Source organism: Cronobacter sp. EKM101R, assembly GCF_963888145.1.
Classification (GTDB): domain Bacteria; phylum Pseudomonadota; class Gammaproteobacteria; order Enterobacterales; family Enterobacteriaceae; genus Cronobacter; species Cronobacter turicensis.
Map to the genome: position 1 here is coordinate 45,512 of NZ_CAWPHW010000072.1, position 17,406 is coordinate 62,917.

Here is a 17,406-nt window from a genome sequence, read left to right on the forward strand (position 1 = left end):
CGTTTACAGCACCAGACCGGCGAAGGCCGCAGAAAGTAGGCTCACCAGCGTCGCGCCATAGACCAGGCGCAGGCCAAAGCGCGACACCGCGTTGCCCTGCGTCTCGTTCAGCCCCTTGATCGCGCCCGCCACAATGCCGATAGAGGCGAAGTTGGCAAACGACACCAGGAATACCGACAGGATACCGAGACCGCGCGGGGAGAGCGTCGCGGCGATTTTTTGCAGCTCGATCATCGCCACGAACTCATTAGCGACCAGCTTGGTGGCCATAATGCCGCCCGCCGTCAGGGCATCCTGCGCCGGAATGCCGATAAGCCAGGCGAGGGGGTAAAAGACATAGCCCAGCAGTTGCTGGAAGCTCTGGCCGAACAGCGTCAGGAACAGCGCATTCACCGCGCTGATAATGGCGATAAAGCCAATCAGCATCGCGAGAATAATCATCGCCACCTTAAAGCCCGCCAGAATGTACTCGCCGAGCATCTCGAAAAAGCTTTGTGATTCATGCAGCTTTTCGAGCTTCACGTCCGGCTCATCCTGCGGGCGCGTCGGGTTAATGACCGAGAGAATAATGAACGTGCTGAAGAGGTTAAGCACCAGCGCCGCCACCACATATTTCGCCTCGATCATCGCCATATACGCGCCGACGATGGAGAGCGAAACGGTGGACATGGCGGTCGCCGCCATCGTAAACAGCCGACGCGAGGAGAGATCCGCCAGCACGCCTTTATAAGCGATAAAGTTCTCCGACTGGCCGAGAATCAGCGAACTGACGGCGTTAAAGGATTCCAGCTTGCCCATGCCGTTGACTTTCGACAGCAGCGTACCGATGACGCGAATGAAAATCGGCAGAATGCGCCAGTGTTGCAGAATGCCAATCAGCGCCGAGATAAACACGATAGGGCAGAGCACGCCGAGAAAGACAAACGCGAGGCCTTTCTGGCTCATGCCGCCGAAAACGAAATCGGTGCCCTGGGCGGCGAAGTGCAGCAGCGAGGAAAACGCCCCGGCAATGGACTGGATAACCAGCAGCCCGGCCTGCGCATGGAGAAAGAACCAGGCCAGCGCCGCTTCAATCACAATCAGCTGAAGAATATAACGCAGGCGGATCTTTTTACGGTCAAAACTGGCAAGCCAGGCGAGCAGGAGGATCGCCACGACGGCGAAAATAAAGTGCAGTATGGTTGTCATAGTTACGCAGGTGTCTGAAAGAAAAATAGTTAGCCACACAAAAACCGGCCGGTAAACAGCGCGCTAAGCATAATTTCCCGCATCGTTATCTGGCAAATGGAATAAGAAAAAGCGATGACTGAATATTTTCCCGATGAATATTTTCAGGCGTCAGGGAAGGGGCGTTAGAGGCGCCGGACGGGCGGATTTCGCTTATGGTTTCATTCGGTGACTACTCAACTTCGCAACTTTTACACTTCGTCATACTTATCCCCACATTTCGCTTGTGTTTCTCCTGGCGGTAATGATAATCACTTTCACTCCCATTTACTTTTCTTTGCATCAGTTGACCTGATTTCACATTTACAGGTGCCCGAATGTTTGTTCCTTTTCTGATTATGCTGCGCGAAGGTCTTGAAGCGGCGCTTATCGTCAGCCTTATCGCCAGTTATCTCAAGCGCACCCAGCGCGGTAACTGGCTTGGCGTGATGTGGGCAGGCGTATTTCTCGCCGCCGCGCTCTGCCTGGGCCTCGGCATTTTCATCAATGAAACCACCGGCGAGTTCCCGCAGAAAGAGCAGGAGCTGTTTGAAGGGCTGGTGGCGGCCGTTGCCGTCGTGATCCTCACCTGGATGGTGTTCTGGATGCGTAAAGTGTCCCGCAATGTGAAAGGCGAGCTGGAACAGGCCGTGGATCGCGCGCTGAAACGCCCTGGCGGACACGGCTGGGCGCTGGTGATGATGGTGTTTTTCGCGGTCGCACGCGAGGGCCTCGAATCGGTCTTCTTCCTGCTGGCCGCGTTTGGTCAGGATGTGGGCGTCTGGCCGCCGCTCGGCGCGATGCTTGGGCTTGCGACCGCCGTGGTGCTTGGTTTCCTGCTCTACTGGGGAGGCATTCGTCTTAACCTCGGCGCGTTTTTCCGCTGGACCAGCCTCTTTATTCTGCTTGTCGCCGCAGGGCTCGCGGCGGGCGCCATTCGCGCGTTTCATGAAGCCGGTCTGTGGAATCACTTCCAGGCGGTGGCGTTTGATTTCAGCAATGTGCTTTCCACGCACTCGCTCACCGGCACGCTGCTGGAAGGCATTTTCGGCTACCAGGAAGCGCCGACCGTCAGCGAAGTGGCGGTATGGTTTATCTATCTGATCCCGGCGCTGGTGTTTTACGCGCTGCCAGCGCGCGCCGATGCGCGCGTCTCCGGGAACGCCTGATTTTTTGCCGCGCCCGTGCGCGGCTTAGTTACAACATACTTTTTAGAGGGATGGTCATGACGAAACAACTTCGCCGTAGCGCGCTTTCCGTGACGCTGCTGGCGCTTATCAGCTCAGCATTTGCCGCCCACGCGGCGGATATTCCGCAGGGCAAAGTCACCGTAAACGACAAACAGTGCGAGCCGATGACGCTCACGGTAAACGCCGGTAAAACCCAGTTCATCATCCTGAACCACAGCCAGAAGGCGCTGGAGTGGGAAATCCTTAAAGGCGTGATGGTTGTTGAAGAGCGCGAAAACATCGCGCCGGGCTTTAGCCAGAAAATGACCGCTAACCTTGAGCCGGGCGAATATGAGATGACCTGCGGCCTGCTGAGCAACCCGAAAGGCAAGCTTATCGTCAAGACCGCTGGGGGCGAAAAAGCCGCGGCGAAGAGCGATCTGATGTCGCTGGAAGGCGCGGTGACCGAGTATAAAACCTGGGTGAGCGCCGAAACCGCCGCGCTGGTTGCCGGCACCAAAGCCTTTACCGACGCGGTAAAAGCGGGCGATATCGCTAAAGCGAAGTCACTCTACGCGGCCACTCGCCAGCATTATGAGCGTATTGAGCCTATCGCCGAGCTGTTCTCCGATCTCGACGGCAGCATTGACGCCCGTGAAGACGATTACGAGCAGAAAGCGGCCGACCCGAAATTCACTGGCTTCCACCGCCTGGAAAAAGCGCTGTTTGGCGATAACAGCGTCAAAGGCATGGAGCAGTATGCCGACAAACTTAACAGCGACGTGCTGGAGCTGCAAAAACGCATCAGCGAACTGGCTTTCCCGCCGGGTAAAGTCGTGGGCGGCGCGGCGGGCCTTATCGAAGAAGTCGCAGCCAGCAAAATCAGCGGTGAAGAGGATCGCTACAGCCACACCGATCTGTGGGACTTCCAGGCTAACATTGATGGCGCACAGAAAATCGTGAATCTGCTGCGTCCGCAACTGCAAAAAGAGAACGCGCCGCTGCTCGCGAAAGTGGACGCGAACTTCAAAAAAGTGGATGCGATCCTTGCGAAATACCGCACCAAAGACGGTTTTGAGACCTACGACAAGCTGACCGACGCTGACCGCAACGCGCTGAAAGGGCCGATCACGTCACTTGCTGAAGATCTCTCGTTACTGCGCGGCGTGCTCGGACTGGACTAAGCGTGATGCAAGAACATGATAATCACGGCGTGCCGCAACCGGCGCGCCGCCGTCTGCTGAAAGGGCTTGGCGCGCTGACCGGCGCGCTCGCGGTCACCGGCGGTTGTCCGGTGGCGCATGGCGCGCAGGCTGAAAGCGCGCCCGGCACGCTTTCGCCGGATGGGCGTCAGGAGAAACAGCCGTTTTACGGCGCGCATCAGGCGGGCGTGCTGACGCCGCAACAGGCGTCAATGATGCTGGTGGCTTTCGATGTGCTGGCGGGCGATAAAGCGGATCTCGAACGTCTGTTCCGTCTGCTGACTGACCGCATCGCGTTTTTAACCGCAGGCGGCCCGGCGCCGCAAACGCCGAACCCGCGTTTGCCGCCGATGGATTCCGGCATTCTCGGGCCGGTGATTGCGCCGGATAACCTGACGATCACCGTGTCGCTGGGGCATTCTCTTTTTGATGAACGCTACGGCCTTGCGTCGCAGATGCCGAAAAAGCTGCAAAAGATGGCGCGGTTTCCGAACGATTCGCTGGATGCGGCGCTGTGCCACGGCGATCTGCTGCTGCAAATCTGCGCCAATACCCAGGATACCGTTATCCATGCGCTGCGCGACGTGATTAAGCACACGCCGGATCTGCTGAGCGTGCGCTGGAAGCGTGAAGGGTTTATCTCCGATCACGCGGCGCGCAGCCGCGGCAAAGAGACGCCGGTTAACCTTCTCGGCTTTAAAGACGGCACCGCGAATCCGGATACCCGCAACGCGCCGTTAATGGACAATGTGGTGTGGGTGACGCCGGAGCAGGGCGAGCCCGCGTGGGCGGTGGGCGGCAGCTATCAGGCCGTGCGCATTATTCAGTTCCATGTGGAGTTCTGGGACCGCACGCCGCTCAAAGAGCAGCAGACGATTTTCGGGCGCGACAAGCAGACCGGCGCGCCGCTTGGCATGCAGCATGAGCATGACGTGCCGGACTACAGCAAGGATCCCGAAGGCAACGTGATTGCGCTCGACAGCCACATCCGGCTGGCGAACCCGCGCACGCCTGAAACGCAGTCCAGCCTGATGGTGCGCCGCGGCTACAGTTACTCGCTCGGCGTGACCAATTCCGGCCAGCTCGATATGGGCCTGCTATTTGTCTGCTACCAGCACGATCTCGAAAAGGGATTCCTGACGGTGCAAAAGCGGCTTAACGGCGAAGCGCTGGAGGAGTACGTGAAGCCCATCGGCGGCGGCTATTTCTTTGTGCTGCCGGGCGTGGCGGATAAATCCCGCTTCCTGGCAGACGGCCTGCTGAAAGTCTGATAAAACCCCGCCACGACGGCGGGTTTTTTTTATGTTTCATTTACTAACAATTTTCGCACTGCCGTGGCGGCGCGTTTCCGCTGCGGCTATTCTGTTGATACATTTCTGTAATATTTCTCTGTCATAAAAGAGGCATCAGAAGAGAGAAAACAAAAGTTATCTTTTAGTAAATATTATGTTGCAAAGATGATAATTTTTGTTGTACTTAACGTGTTAGCGGTAGTTTCCCACTGTGACAGCAGTAGCACGACGGAGATCGCGAATGGTAGCGTCCAGAACTGGACTTAAAAGGAAAGCAACCCGCACCACCCGGCGCGGAGGACCCTCCTCCGGCAGCGTTATCTCCACCCCCTCAAACTTGTTCCAGGCTTCTCCCCCTGTTCCAGACGATGCGGTAAGCGGTGCGCGTAGCCGTACTACCGCGTCTTTTCGACCGGCAATTCATGGCTTAAAAGGAAGCCAAACCTCAAATGTTTGTGCGCATAATCGCGTCCACCAGCAGGACGCGGCTCATGTAAACCAACTTAACAAGGTGCCATCCATGGGAAGACAGAAAGCAGTGATCAAAGCTCGTCGTGAAGCCAGACGCGTTCTCAGACGAGATTCACGCAGCCACCGGCAGCGTGAAGAGGAATCGGTCACCACGCTTGTGCAAATGAGTGGCGTTGAAGCAATCGGCATGGCGCGGGATAGCCGCGATAATGCGCCGATTGCCGCTCGTACCGACGCTCAGGCGCATTATCTTGAGGCTATTGAGAGCAAACAGCTGATATTCGCCACCGGCGAAGCCGGATGCGGCAAAACGTTTATCAGCGCGGCGAAAGCCGCTGAGGCCCTGATTCATAAGGATGTCGACAGGATAATTGTCACCCGTCCGGTGCTGCAGGCCGATGAAGATCTCGGCTTCCTGCCCGGCGATATCTCTGAGAAGTTCGCCCCGTATTTCCGCCCGGTGTATGACGTGCTGGTGCGCCGCCTCGGCGCTTCCTTCATGCAATATTGCCTGCGCCCGGAAATCGGGAAAGTTGAGATTGCGCCGTTCGCCTATATGCGCGGACGTACTTTTGAAAACGCCGTCGTGATTCTGGACGAGGCCCAGAACGTGACAGCCGCGCAGATGAAAATGTTTTTAACCCGCCTCGGGGAGAACGTGACCGTGATCGTCAACGGCGACATCACCCAGTGCGATTTGCCGGCAGGCGTACAGTCTGGCCTGAGCGATGCGCTGGCGCGTTTTGAGGAAGATGAGATGATTGGCATCGTGCGGTTCGGCAAAGCCGATTGCGTACGTTCCGCGTTATGCCAGCGGACGCTTAACGCCTACGATTAAGCCCGCCTTCCAGAGCAACGAAAAAGCCCAACGGATGTTGGGCTTTTTTTGTTTTTATCTTTTGCGTTTTCTTTGCGGCTGGAAGGTGGGTGCGCTCCGCTTACCCACCCTACAAAATATCTCAGGCAGATATTGTAGGGCAGGTAAGCGGAGCGCACCTGCCGTTTTCCTGGCGCGATATAAAAGCAAAAAAGCCCGTACTTGCGTACAGGCTCTTTCTTTGAATATGGCGGTGAGGGAGGGATTCGAACCCTCGATACGTTGCCGTATACACACTTTCCAGGCGTGCTCCTTCAGCCACTCGGACACCTCACCATATTGTCTTGCTGCCACGCGTAGCGGGGCAACGGGGCGCTACTATAGGGATCTGCATGAAAACGGTCAAGCAGATTTTTTTCTTTCCTTATCGTTCGGTTAAGGGTTAAACGAAATGACGTTTTCTCCTGCAAAACCCGCTATTGGGGCCTATCTCGCCGCCGGATAACCCCGCTTCCGCTTCGCTTATCCGGTTTTCTGTACCAGGCTTAAACCACAACAATGAGACAGAAAAAGTGGAGCACTATGAAAGAGCGAAATCGTACTATCGGCATCGCGCCTTATGGCGGATCGGCGGGCGGCTGGGGCGCACTCAAGGCTGTCGCCGATGCCATACGCGGCCAGATGTCGGTGAAGCAGGACGTGATTGCCCTGTTCAAAGTTAACCAGCCGCAGGGGTTTGACTGCCCTGGCTGCGCCTGGCCCGACCCGCAGCACGCCTCGTCGTTTGAGTTTTGCGAAAACGGCGCGAAAGCCGTCTCCTGGGAGGCGACCAGCAAGCGCACTACGCCGGAATTCTTCGCGGCGCATACCGTCAGTGAATTGTGGGAGCGTAATGCGTTCGAACTGGAAGGCGAGGGGCGACTGACGCACCCGATGAAATATGATCCCTCGAGCGATACGTATCAGCCCATTGACTGGGAAACGGCTTTTCAGGAGATTGGCGAGCGTCTGCGCAGCTACGACGATCCGGACAGCGTCGAGTTTTACACCTCGGGGCGCGCCTCCAACGAAGCGGCGTTCCTGTGGCAGCTGTTCGCCCGCGAATACGGCACCAACAACTTCCCGGACTGCTCCAACATGTGCCACGAGCCCACCAGCGTCGGGCTGCCAGAGTCCATCGGCGTCGGCAAAGGCACGGTGGAGTTGGACGATTTCGACCACTGCGACCTGGTGCTGTGCATCGGCCACAATCCCGGCACCAACCACCCGCGTATGCTCGGCACGCTGCGCGAAGTGTCGAAGCGCGGCGCGACTATCGTCGCCATTAACCCGCTGCGCGAACGTGGCCTGGAGCGCTTTACCTCACCGCAAAGCCCCATAGAGATGCTGTCATTAAGCTCTACGGAACTGGCGTCAACCTATTATAAGGTGCGGGTCGGCGGTGATGCCGCGATGCTGAAAGGCGTGATGAAAATATTGCTTTCGATGCATGACGAGGCGCTGGCGAACGGCGAGCCGGGCGTTATCGACGAGGCGTTTATTCGTGAGCATACCGAAGGGTTTGAGGTGCTGAAGGCGGATCTCGACGCGACCGACTGGGATCACATCCTGAAAGTCTCCGGTATGGAGCGCAAGGAGATCCAGAATATCGCGCGCCTGTATGCGAAGGCCGAGCGGACGATTATCTGTTACGGCATGGGGATCACGCAGCACCAGTACGGCACGCAGAACGTGCAGCAGATCGCCAACCTGCTGCTGCTGCGCGGCAATATCGGCAAAAAAGGCGCAGGCATTTGCCCGCTGCGCGGGCATTCCAACGTGCAGGGCGATCGTACGGTGGGCATCACCGAGATCCCACCGCAGTCGCTGCTTGATAATCTCGAAAAAGTGTTTGGCTTTAAACCGCCGCAGAAGCACGGGCATGGCGCGGTGGCGGCCATCCAGGCGATGCGCGACGGCAAGGCCAAAGCGCTGTTGTGCCTGGGCGGTAATCTGGCCGAAGCCATTTCCGATCCGCAGGTCACGTTCCCGGCGATGCGCAATCTTGATTTAGTGGTGCATATGGCGACCAAGCTTAACCGCTCGCACCTGTTGCTGGGCAAGCACAACTATATTCTGCCGGTGCTGGGCCGTACGGAAACGGACGTACAGGCGTCGGGCGAACAGAGCATTACGGTTGAGGATTCAATGTCGATGGTGCATGCCTCGCGCGGCATGCTGCAACCGGCGTCGCCGCATCTGCGTTCTGAGCCCGCTATTGTGGCGGGGCTTGCCAAAGCGACGCTGCCGGATACGGTGGTGAACTGGGACAAAATGATCGGCGACTACAGCTTTATCCGCGACGCCATCGAAGCGGTATTCCCGGCGTTTGCGAATTTTAATGAGCGGGTGAAGCAGCCCGGCGGTTTTCGTCTGCGCAACGCGGCCTCGGAGCGCGTCTGGAACACGCCATCCGGCAAGGCGCAGTTTAAGGTGATGCAGGGGATTAATGAGGATCCGCGGTCGCTGAAGTGTCACGATCTGGTGCTGACGACGCTTCGCAGCCACGACCAGTACAATACCACGCTGTATGGGCTGAACGACCGCTACCGCGGCGTGACCGGGCGGCGCGACGTGTTGTTTATCAACCCCGATGAGGCAGAAAAACGCGAGCTGCGCGTGGGCGATCAGGTGAATGTGACCGCGCTCGATCCGGACGGCAAGCCGACCTCGCGGCGGCTGAATAACCTGACCGTGGTGGTTATCGATATGGCGCCCGGCTCGGTAGGCGCTTATTACCCGGAGGCGAACGTGCTGGTGCCGCTGGATAGCCACGATACGCAGAGCGGTATCCCGGCTTATAAAAGTATCCCGATCGCGATGGAGCGCGTCGCCGAGCCGGTGACGACGTCGGGCGCTCGGCGGTAATCGGGTGTAATGGTGGGTGCGCTGCGCTTACCCACCCTACAAAACATCCCAGGCAGATAATGTAGGGCAGGTAAGCGGAGCGCACCTGCCGTTTCCCTGGCGCGATATAAAAACAAAAAAGCCCGTACTTGCGTACAGGCTCTTTCTTTGAATATGGCGGTGAGGGAGGGATTGATTCGGCCCGCTGGGCCTCACCCTGCGGGCAGTCAGCTCGCAGGGCTCGCAGACTGTCCCACTGGCTGCGCCAGTGGTCGAACCCGGGTCGAGGCTTCTCATCCCTCCCGGGTCGGCGCGATATAAAAGCAAAAGAGCCTGAGGGTTAGCTCAGGCTCTTTCTTTGAATATGGCGGTGAGGGAGGGATTCGAACCCTCGATACGTTGCCGTATACACACTTTCCAGGCGTGCTCCTTCAGCCACTCGGACACCTCACCATATTGTCTTCCCGACGTGTCGGGACGGGCGCTAATGTAGGGGAAAGGCCCATAGCCGTCAACGGAAATTTAGCGCTTTTCGGCGCGTTTAAACAAACTTCATACAAAATGCGTTTAAAACAACCACTCATTTCGCGCACGACAAGTCCGTAACAGGAACAAACAAATGCCGTTGATGAATCTGAGCCAGCTACGCGCGCGTCGTTATATGCAATGTAATCAACCCGGATAAATCACTTATCTGCCTGATAATGCAATCCTCATTAATTAATTTTCCATAATTACATAAACATAAATATCAACTACTTTGTAAAGGTGTATATATCTGCGCTGCAAATGTTCATCCTTAAGATATTATTGAATCAATATATCTGTTTATTGAATGAATTGATGTAATACACAGTGATTCGGTTTTGCTATCCATCTTGAAGAGTTAAATAAAAATTCAGTTCAGGAATTGTCAGCTAATTTAGCAGGGGATAATATGCGCTGGCTTTACACTGTGGCATGGATTTATTTATTAAACATATGGTTTAGGATAAACAATCATGGAGAAGATATGAAAAGGCATCTCTGTTTGATGACGCTCGCGGGTGCTCTGGCGATAAATGCAGCTTCAGCATTAGCTGCGGATGGGAAAATTAATTTCACCGGCAAAATTACCGATCAGGCATGTGAAATTGATGATGACGATAAAGTGCTGGATGTTGATATGGGTGTCTATTCGGTGAAGCAATTCAACGCGACCGTGGGCGTAAAAACGCCACCGATCCCGGTGAATATCAAACTGAAAAATTGCCCCGTAGTGGAAGAGGGTGAAAATCCGCACTTTAGCATTTATCTGACCGGCGATGCTGACACGGTCAATAAGGATTACCTGAAGGTAGCGGCTGGCGGCGCGACCGGCGTGGCAATTGCGATTACAGATGACGAGGGAACCCTTATCCCTATGAATCAGTTCTCACAGCGTAAATTCGAAATCACCGATGCGACGATGGATCTTAATCTCATCGCTTATTATGTCTCCACGAGCACCACGGTTGCCGCAGGCGCAGCCAACGGAACGACAGATATTACTTTTGATTATCGTTAATTACTGATTCGTTTAATGTGTCATTAAGCCGTTAACGCGAGTTGACGGCTTATTATTCCTCTTTCGACATGGGTTGACTATGCGTGCGACGAGAAAATACATTCTCAGGGCGAATATTTTTTTACTCCTGATCTTATTGGTGAACAACGCGACCGCTGGCGGCATTGTGGTGGGCGGCACCCGTGTCATTTATGAAGGCAATAAAAAAGAAGCGGCGCTAAGTATTAAGAATAACAGCGCTGCCAGCCCGTTTTTATTGCAATCCTGGGTAGATAACGGCGACGGTAAAACACGTGGGCCTTTTATGGTCACGCCGCCACTGTTCCGTATTGAACCTGAAGAAGACCATGAATTACGTATCGCGAAAACCGGCGGCTTGCCGGAGGATCGCGAATCGCTGTTTTATCTGAATATCCGCGCCATTCCGCCGTCATCGCCGGAGGCGGTAAATACCCTTAAGCTGGTGGTCAAAACCCGTATCAAATTGTTTTATCGCCCGCAGGCGCTGGTGGTCGACGCGCAAACGGCCTACCAACAGCTCAAATTTCATCTCGCCGAGGGCCATCTGCTGGCCGAAAACCCGACGCCTTTCTACATGGTGTTTGACAGCCTGAAGATAGGCGCGACCCGTATTCAGAGCGCCGACATGCTGGCGCCGTTCGCCAGCCAGCGCTTTACGCTGCCTGCAACGGAAACCGGGCGGGTAGTGAGCTGGCGCGTCATTAACGACTATGGCGGCGTAACGAAACCTGAGACTCGCTCTCTGTGAGCCGTACAGCAAGGAATGCGCCGTGAAGAAAACTGCCAACCTTTTTAATGACGGCCTGAAAAGCGGCATTCGTCGTCTCACTACACCAGCGCTCGCCGTGCTGGCATACGCTCTCGTTGGCGGCGCTGGCGTCTGCGCGCAGGAGAAAGTCTGGTTTGACCCGATGTTGATGGAGCAGGGCGATCCGGGACAGCGGGGCGCGGACCTGTCGATTTTCAGCACGCAAAATCAGCTACCGGCGGGCAACTACCCGCTGCGCATACGGCTTAACGGCAGTGAAATGTTTACCCGAACGATTCCGCTGACAGTGAATGCGCAAGGAGAGACCCTCCCGGTCATCACGCCCGCGCTGCTGGAGGAACTCAACGTAAAAACCGACGCCTGTCCGGCGCTCGCGGCACTGGCTCCGCTTGCGCCCATTGAGGATATTGGCGCGCTGATCCCGGCGGCATCAATACGGCTTAATACCCATAAGATGGCGCTGGAGGTAAGCATCCCGCAGGCGGCGCTCCGCCGGACAGCCCGCGGCTATGTCGACCCGCAGTACTGGGACGATGGAATTCCGGCGCTGTTCAGCAACTACACGTTTAACGGCGCGCATTCGCAAAGCGACGTGGGGAACGGCGATACCTCGCAATACCTTAACCTTCAGAACGGGCTGAATCTTGGCCCGTGGCGGGTGCGTAACTATTCAACATGGAGTAAAAGCGACGACGAGGCGCACTGGGATTCCATCTATACCTTTCTGCAACGGGATATTAAACCCTGGCGCTCGCAGCTGACGCTCGGCGAGAGTTATTCCCCGTCGATGATTTTTGACAGCGTGAAATTTAAAGGCGCGCAACTCGCCACCGACGATAACATGCTGCCCGACAGCCTGCGCGGGTTCGCGCCGGTGATTCGCGGCATCGCGAATTCAAATGCGGAAGTCACGGTGCGCCAGAACGGCTACATCATTTTTCAGGACACCGTCGCGCCGGGCGCGTTTGAAATCAACGATCTTTACCCCACGTCGCATAGCGGCGATCTGGAGGTGACGATAAAAGAAGCGGACGGCAAAGAGCGGCGGTTCATCCAGCCGTTTTCCGCCGTACCGATTATGCAGCGGCCAGGGCAGATAAAATACAGCCTGACGGCAGGCGAGTATGATCCGAACAGTTCGCAGGACGCCACGCCCGCGTTTGCGCAGGGAACGCTGATTTACGGTTTGAACAATCAGCTGACGCTGTATGGCGGCGCAATGGGCGCAGACACTTATCAGGCCGCGGCGCTGGGGGTTGGCGTCGGGCTGGATGAATGGGGCTCGGTCTCGCTTGATGTGACCCATGCGCGCAGTCAGCTGCAAAATAACACCACGTCATCAGGCCAGTCGTATCGCTTCCAGTATTCCAAGAATATTGAGCTGACGGATACCGCTATTACGCTTGCGGGTTATCGCTACTCCACCAGCGGCTATTTCGATTTTGACGAGGCGAATCACGACGAGGCCTGGTACGACGATCGCTACAGCGGTTATTACCAGCAGCGCAGCCAGTTGCAGATCAGTATTAACCAGACGCTTAACGATATCGGGTCGTTTTATCTCAACGGCTATCAGCGTGATTTCTGGAACCGCACGGACAAAGAGCAGAATCTCTCGGCGGGCTTCGCGTTTTCAACGGCAGGCGTGACCTGGACGCTCTCTTCAGCGTGGAATAAAACGGACGCTCAGACCGACCGGCAAATTGCGCTCGGCGTCAGCGTGCCGCTCAGCCGCTGGCTGGCTAACAGCTGGGCGACGTTTAACGTCAGCCAGAATCAGGATGGCGATACGCGTTACCAGAGTGGTCTTAGCGGCACGCTGATGGATGACGGCAGGCTCAGCTATTCGCTCCAGCAGAGCTATAACCAGGCGGGGCAGAGCGGCGATGACACCGCCGACAGCAGCGCCGATCTTAATTATAAGTCGCGCTTCGCTAACCTGAGCCTCGGCTATTACCACTCTGATGATTCGCAGCAGTGGAGTTATGGCGCGTCTGGCGCGCTGGTGATGCACCCGCATGGCGTCACGCTGTCACAGCCGCTCGGCGATGCCTTCGCGCTGGTGGATGCCAACGGGGCCAGCGACATCCGCTTTAAAAACCAGGCTGGCGTTTCGACGGACTGGCTGGGCTATGCCGTTATTCCCTGGCTCTCGCCTTATGAAAGAAACGAGCTGACGCTGGATACCACCACCATGCCCGCCGGCGTGGACGCGCAGAATACGCACATGACGCTCATCCCTAATAACGGCGCGCTGGTGTATGCGCGTTTTGATGCACGCGAAGGGCACCGCCTGCTGTTGACCCTGCGGCAAACCAGTGGCGAGCCGGTACCGTTTGGCGCGCTGGTGACGCTGGATGGCATTGACGGTTATGAAAGCATCGTCGATGAAGGCGGTGTGGCGTATCTGTCTGGCGTCAAAGAGAACGGCGTGGCGCAGGTGAAGTGGGGAAACCATGCCGGACAGCGCTGTCAGGCGTCCATCGTTCTACCCGAAGCGGGGCCAGACGAAAGCGATCTGCGCCCTCTGACCGCCATATGCCGATAATAAGAGAACAAACTATGTTTAGAGTCATGTTATGCGGGCTGCTGGTCTGCCTCGCCGTTATCCCGTCTTTTTCACGGGCGGCAACGGGGTTCTGTAACACTACTGGCGGGCCGAAAATATTTAATGTCGATGCGAGTACGACGGTAACCAACCCTGATGTTAATCAGAGCGGTAAAACCTTTACTGAACGGTTTGGATCTTCGGAAAGCTACAGCGCGCATTGCGACTGCGATGACAGCGATCTCAATAAAGACCCGCATCCTGGCGTGAATTATAAAAGTGAGTATCTGGCGCCAGCCATCCAGTACGGCAGCGGGTATTTTATTCGGGTGAATGACAATATCGATCTGGAAGCTGCGATTAACATCGCCAACGTGGGCGATGTGACAGTGCCGTTTACCGATGTCTGGAATAAAAAAAATAATGGCTGCTCGCTGAACAGCTTTACGACGGGGCAGAGCGGCTCGCTTATGTTTCGCATCAGTAAGCCATTTCTGGGGCAAATCGTCATTCCGCAAATGGCGGTGGCGGCTATTTACGGCACCGTCAGGCCGGGGCAGTATTCCAGCGAACCGATGGCGAAGATTTTTCTGCAGGGCACGATCACCGTACCGCAAAGCTGTGAAATCAATGCGGGCGAAGTGATTACCGTTGATTTCGGCACCATTTTTGCCAGCAATTTCACGACCCGTGGCCATAAGCCTGAGGGATTCGTGGATAAAAAAACGGCTATTGCGTATGTCTGCAAAAATATCAGCGATGGGGTCGTCTTAACCATGACGTTTTCCGGCGCGCCAGCGAACGGTATGCCGGAGGCGCTCGCCACCAGTAATGCCGATGTCGGCGTGCTGCTGAAAAACAACAGCGAGCAGGTGATCCCCATCAATACCGGCGAGGTGCCGATGCCGCTGGAGACCTCAGCCGATATCTCCCGGCGTACCGGCGCGGTGAATATCCTGACGGCGCCGGTGAACCTCAGCGGCAAGGCGCCGCAAAATGGCGAGTTTTCCGCCTCGGCATCGATAACCGTGAATATTCGCTGACATTACCCGCTTTTCCTGGTGCCGCCGCCCCCAAAGGCGGCTGATTTTGTTATGGTTACTACCATTAACCTGTCAGGAGAAGCGCCGTGGAAATCCTCTTTTACCATCCCTCTTTTGATATCGCCGGGTGGGCCCCTTTACTGCAACGTCATCTGCCGCACGCGCGTCTTCGCGCCTGGCAGCCTGGCGATAACGCCGCCGCGGATTACGCGCTGGTCTGGCATCCGCCGTATGAAATGCTGCGCGGGCGCGTGAGCCTGAAAGCGATTTTCGCGCTCGGCGCGGGTGTGGATTCGCTCTTAAGCCGCCTGAAAGAGCATCCGGATCTGCTGCCGCCCGGCGTGCCGCTATATCGCATGGAGGATACCGGCATGGCCGCGCAGATGCAGGAGTACGCCATAAGCCAGGTATTGCACTGGTTTCGTCGTTTCGATGATTACGCCGCGCTACAGCGTGAAGCGCGCTGGGAGCCGCTGGAAGAGTATCGTCATGCGGATTTCACTGTCGGCGTGCTGGGGGCGGGCGTGCTCGGCGGCCAGGTGGCGCAGAGCCTGAGTCGTCTGGGCTTTCCGGTGCGCTGCTGGAGCCGCAGCCGCAAAACGCTGGCAGGCATTGAAAGCTTCGCCGGCCCGGATGAATTACCTGCGTTTCTGCACGGTACGCGGGTGCTGATAAACCTTCTTCCCAACACGCCAGAAACGGTGGGCATCATGAACGCCCGGTTGCTCGCAGCGCTTGCGGATAACGCCTATGTCCTGAATCTGGCGCGCGGCGTTCATCTGGTTGAAGAGGATCTACTGGCCGCGCTGGAGCGCGGAAAAGTGAAGGGCGCGATGCTGGATGTTTTTCATCAGGAGCCGCTGCCGCAAGAGAGTCCGCTATGGCGGCATCCGGGTGTGCGCATTACGCCGCACGTGGCGGCCGTTACCCGCCCGGAAGAGGCGGCCGCGTTTATCGCACAGAGCATTACGCGCATCGAGCGCGGCGACATGCCGCCGAATCAGGTGGACGTGGCGCGCGGCTACTAAGCGCGCCCCGGCGATTCGGCTAAAAATCGCCGGGGATACCTGTTATCCTTGCACAAAATCACAGAGGAGAGCGCCATGTATCCCGTTGACCTGCATATGCACACTGTCGCCAGCACCCATGCCTACAGCAACCTGCATGATTACATCGCCGCGGCGAAACAAAAAGGCGTCCGCCTTCTGGCTATCACCGATCACGGCCCGGACATGGCGGATGCGCCGCATCACTGGCATTTTATTAATATGCGCATCTGGCCGCGTATGGTGGATGGCGTCGGCATTCTGCGAGGCATTGAAGCGAATATTAAAAACCGCGAGGGTGAAATCGACTGCACCGGCCCAATGCTCGATTCACTCGATCTTATCGTCGCGGGTTTCCACGAGCCGGTATTCGCGCCGCAGGATAAAGACGCCAACACGCAAGCGATGATCGCGGCGATGGCGAGCGGCACGGTGCATATCATCAGCCACCCTGGCAACCCGAAATATCCCGTCGACATTCCGGCTATTGCCGCCGCCGCCGCGAAATATCAGGTTGCGCTTGAAATTAACAACTCATCGTTTACCCACTCCCGCAAGGGCAGCGGACCGAACTGCAAAGCGATTGCCGCGGCCGTACGCGATGCAGGCGGCTGGGTGGCGCTGGGGTCTGATTCTCACACCGCCTTTACGCTCGGCGATTTCCATGAGTGCCGCAAGGTGCTGGATGACGTTGATTTCCCGGAAGATCGCATCCTGAACGTGACGCCGCGTCGCCTGCTTGATTTCCTTGAAACCCGCGGCATGACGCCGATTGCTGAATTCGCCGCCCTTTAATTTTGCCTGAAATGGAATCTGTTAATGAATGAGTTTTCAATAATTTGTCGCCTGCTGGGCTCTCTCTGGTACCGCGCGCCGCAGGACCCGGTGGTGGCGCCGATCTACAGCCTTATCCGTGAGGGTAAGCTCGCGCAAAATTGGCCGCTTGAGCAGGATGAACTGCTGGCGCGGCTGCAAAAAAGCGCGCAGCCGGATGAGGTTCAGGCAGATTACCAGGCGCTGTTTGGTCAGGACGACGCCCGCGTGACGCCCCTGCGCTCTGCGTGGGTAGAGGGAGGGAGCGAACAGGAGGTGCGCGCCTTTTTAACCACGCGCGGCATGCCGCTCGGCGAGGCGCCAGCGGATCATTTCGGCCTGCTGTTGCTGGCGGCCTCGTGGCTTGAAGATCAGTCTGCGGAAGATGAGGCGCAAGCGCAGGAGATTTTATTCGGCGAGTACCTGATCCCCTGGTATGAAACATTCCTCGGCAAAGTGGAAGCGCATGCCGCCACGCCGTTCTGGCGCGCACTGGCGCAGATCACCCGCGAAGCCATTCAGGCGATGTGGGAAGAGCTGCAGGAAGAGGAAGAAGAGGGCGACGTAGAGTAAATTA

At 56.7% G+C, this 17,406-nt stretch carries 13 protein-coding genes, 2 tRNA genes and 1 other RNA gene; 12 read left to right on the plus strand and 4 right to left on the minus strand.

Features of this window, described 5'->3' with window-relative positions; genetic code table 11:
• Positions 1 to 3: 3 nt before the first annotated feature.
• On the minus strand, positions 4 to 1,188 hold the full coding sequence (locus AACV31_RS22590) for a NupC/NupG family nucleoside CNT transporter (protein ID WP_165156204.1): 1,185 nt from the start codon (positions 1,186 to 1,188) through the stop codon (positions 4 to 6).
• 356 nt (positions 1,189 to 1,544) lie between these two features.
• Between AACV31_RS22590 and efeU the strand changes: the two genes are divergently transcribed.
• From efeU to phoH, 4 genes are all read left to right on the plus strand, one after another.
• Complete coding sequence (gene efeU / locus AACV31_RS22595; protein WP_165156202.1) at positions 1,545 to 2,375, plus strand: iron uptake transporter permease EfeU; 831 nt, start codon at positions 1,545 to 1,547, stop codon at positions 2,373 to 2,375.
• A gap of 56 nt (positions 2,376 to 2,431) precedes the next feature.
• Positions 2,432 to 3,559: an iron uptake system protein EfeO gene (gene efeO / locus AACV31_RS22600; protein WP_165156200.1), complete on the plus strand. Its 1,128-nt coding sequence runs from the start codon at positions 2,432 to 2,434 to the stop codon at positions 3,557 to 3,559.
• A 5-nt stretch (positions 3,560 to 3,564) separates the two neighbouring features.
• Positions 3,565 to 4,848, plus strand: a complete 1,284-nt coding sequence (gene efeB, locus AACV31_RS22605) for an iron uptake transporter deferrochelatase/peroxidase subunit (RefSeq protein WP_165156298.1) — start codon at positions 3,565 to 3,567, stop codon at positions 4,846 to 4,848.
• Between the two features lie 541 nt (positions 4,849 to 5,389).
• Complete coding sequence (gene phoH, locus AACV31_RS22610) at positions 5,390 to 6,178, plus strand: phosphate starvation-inducible protein PhoH (protein WP_041923414.1); 789 nt, start codon at positions 5,390 to 5,392, stop codon at positions 6,176 to 6,178.
• A 227-nt stretch (positions 6,179 to 6,405) separates the two neighbouring features.
• On the opposite strand, the gene AACV31_RS22615 is transcribed toward phoH, so the two are convergent.
• Positions 6,406 to 6,493, minus strand: a tRNA-Ser gene (locus tag AACV31_RS22615).
• Positions 6,494 to 6,739: 246 nt separating this feature from the next.
• Here AACV31_RS22615 and AACV31_RS22620 point away from each other — a divergent pair.
• The gene (locus AACV31_RS22620; RefSeq protein ID WP_165156198.1) at positions 6,740 to 9,064 is read left to right on the plus strand and encodes an FdhF/YdeP family oxidoreductase; all 2,325 of its coding nucleotides are present in this window, start codon (positions 6,740 to 6,742) and stop codon (positions 9,062 to 9,064) included.
• A 154-nt stretch (positions 9,065 to 9,218) separates the two neighbouring features.
• On the opposite strand, the gene AACV31_RS22625 is transcribed toward AACV31_RS22620, so the two are convergent.
• Positions 9,219 to 9,361: non-coding RNA, RtT sRNA (locus AACV31_RS22625), on the minus strand.
• 47 nt (positions 9,362 to 9,408) lie between these two features.
• Positions 9,409 to 9,496 (minus strand) — tRNA-Ser (locus AACV31_RS22630).
• A 559-nt stretch (positions 9,497 to 10,055) separates the two neighbouring features.
• Here AACV31_RS22630 and AACV31_RS22635 point away from each other — a divergent pair.
• The 7 genes from AACV31_RS22635 (at position 10,056) to AACV31_RS22665 (ending at position 17,402) form a co-directional block, all read left to right on the plus strand.
• Positions 10,056 to 10,589 carry a fimbrial protein gene (locus tag AACV31_RS22635; RefSeq protein WP_075198845.1) on the plus strand — a complete coding sequence of 178 codons (534 nt, stop codon included), beginning with the start codon at positions 10,056 to 10,058 and terminating at the stop codon, positions 10,587 to 10,589.
• A gap of 79 nt (positions 10,590 to 10,668) precedes the next feature.
• Positions 10,669 to 11,358 (plus strand): fimbrial biogenesis chaperone, encoded by a 690-nt coding sequence (locus AACV31_RS22640; protein ID WP_165156196.1) that lies wholly within the window; start codon positions 10,669 to 10,671, stop codon positions 11,356 to 11,358.
• Between the two features lie 97 nt (positions 11,359 to 11,455).
• Positions 11,456 to 13,927 (plus strand): fimbria/pilus outer membrane usher protein, encoded by a 2,472-nt coding sequence (locus tag AACV31_RS22645; RefSeq protein ID WP_255491317.1) that lies wholly within the window; start codon positions 11,456 to 11,458, stop codon positions 13,925 to 13,927.
• Between the two features lie 14 nt (positions 13,928 to 13,941).
• On the plus strand, positions 13,942 to 14,970 hold the full coding sequence (locus tag AACV31_RS22650; protein WP_165156192.1) for a fimbrial protein: 1,029 nt from the start codon (positions 13,942 to 13,944) through the stop codon (positions 14,968 to 14,970).
• A gap of 86 nt (positions 14,971 to 15,056) precedes the next feature.
• Positions 15,057 to 15,998, plus strand: a complete 942-nt coding sequence (ghrA, locus tag AACV31_RS22655; protein WP_165156190.1) for a glyoxylate/hydroxypyruvate reductase GhrA — start codon at positions 15,057 to 15,059, stop codon at positions 15,996 to 15,998.
• A gap of 75 nt (positions 15,999 to 16,073) precedes the next feature.
• On the plus strand, positions 16,074 to 16,811 hold the full coding sequence (locus AACV31_RS22660) for a phosphatase (protein ID WP_165156188.1): 738 nt from the start codon (positions 16,074 to 16,076) through the stop codon (positions 16,809 to 16,811).
• 24 nt (positions 16,812 to 16,835) lie between these two features.
• Entirely contained in the window at positions 16,836 to 17,402 is a 567-nt protein-coding gene (locus AACV31_RS22665) for a TorD/DmsD family molecular chaperone (RefSeq protein ID WP_165156186.1), read from the plus strand.
• The last annotated feature ends 4 nt before the right edge of the window (positions 17,403 to 17,406 follow it).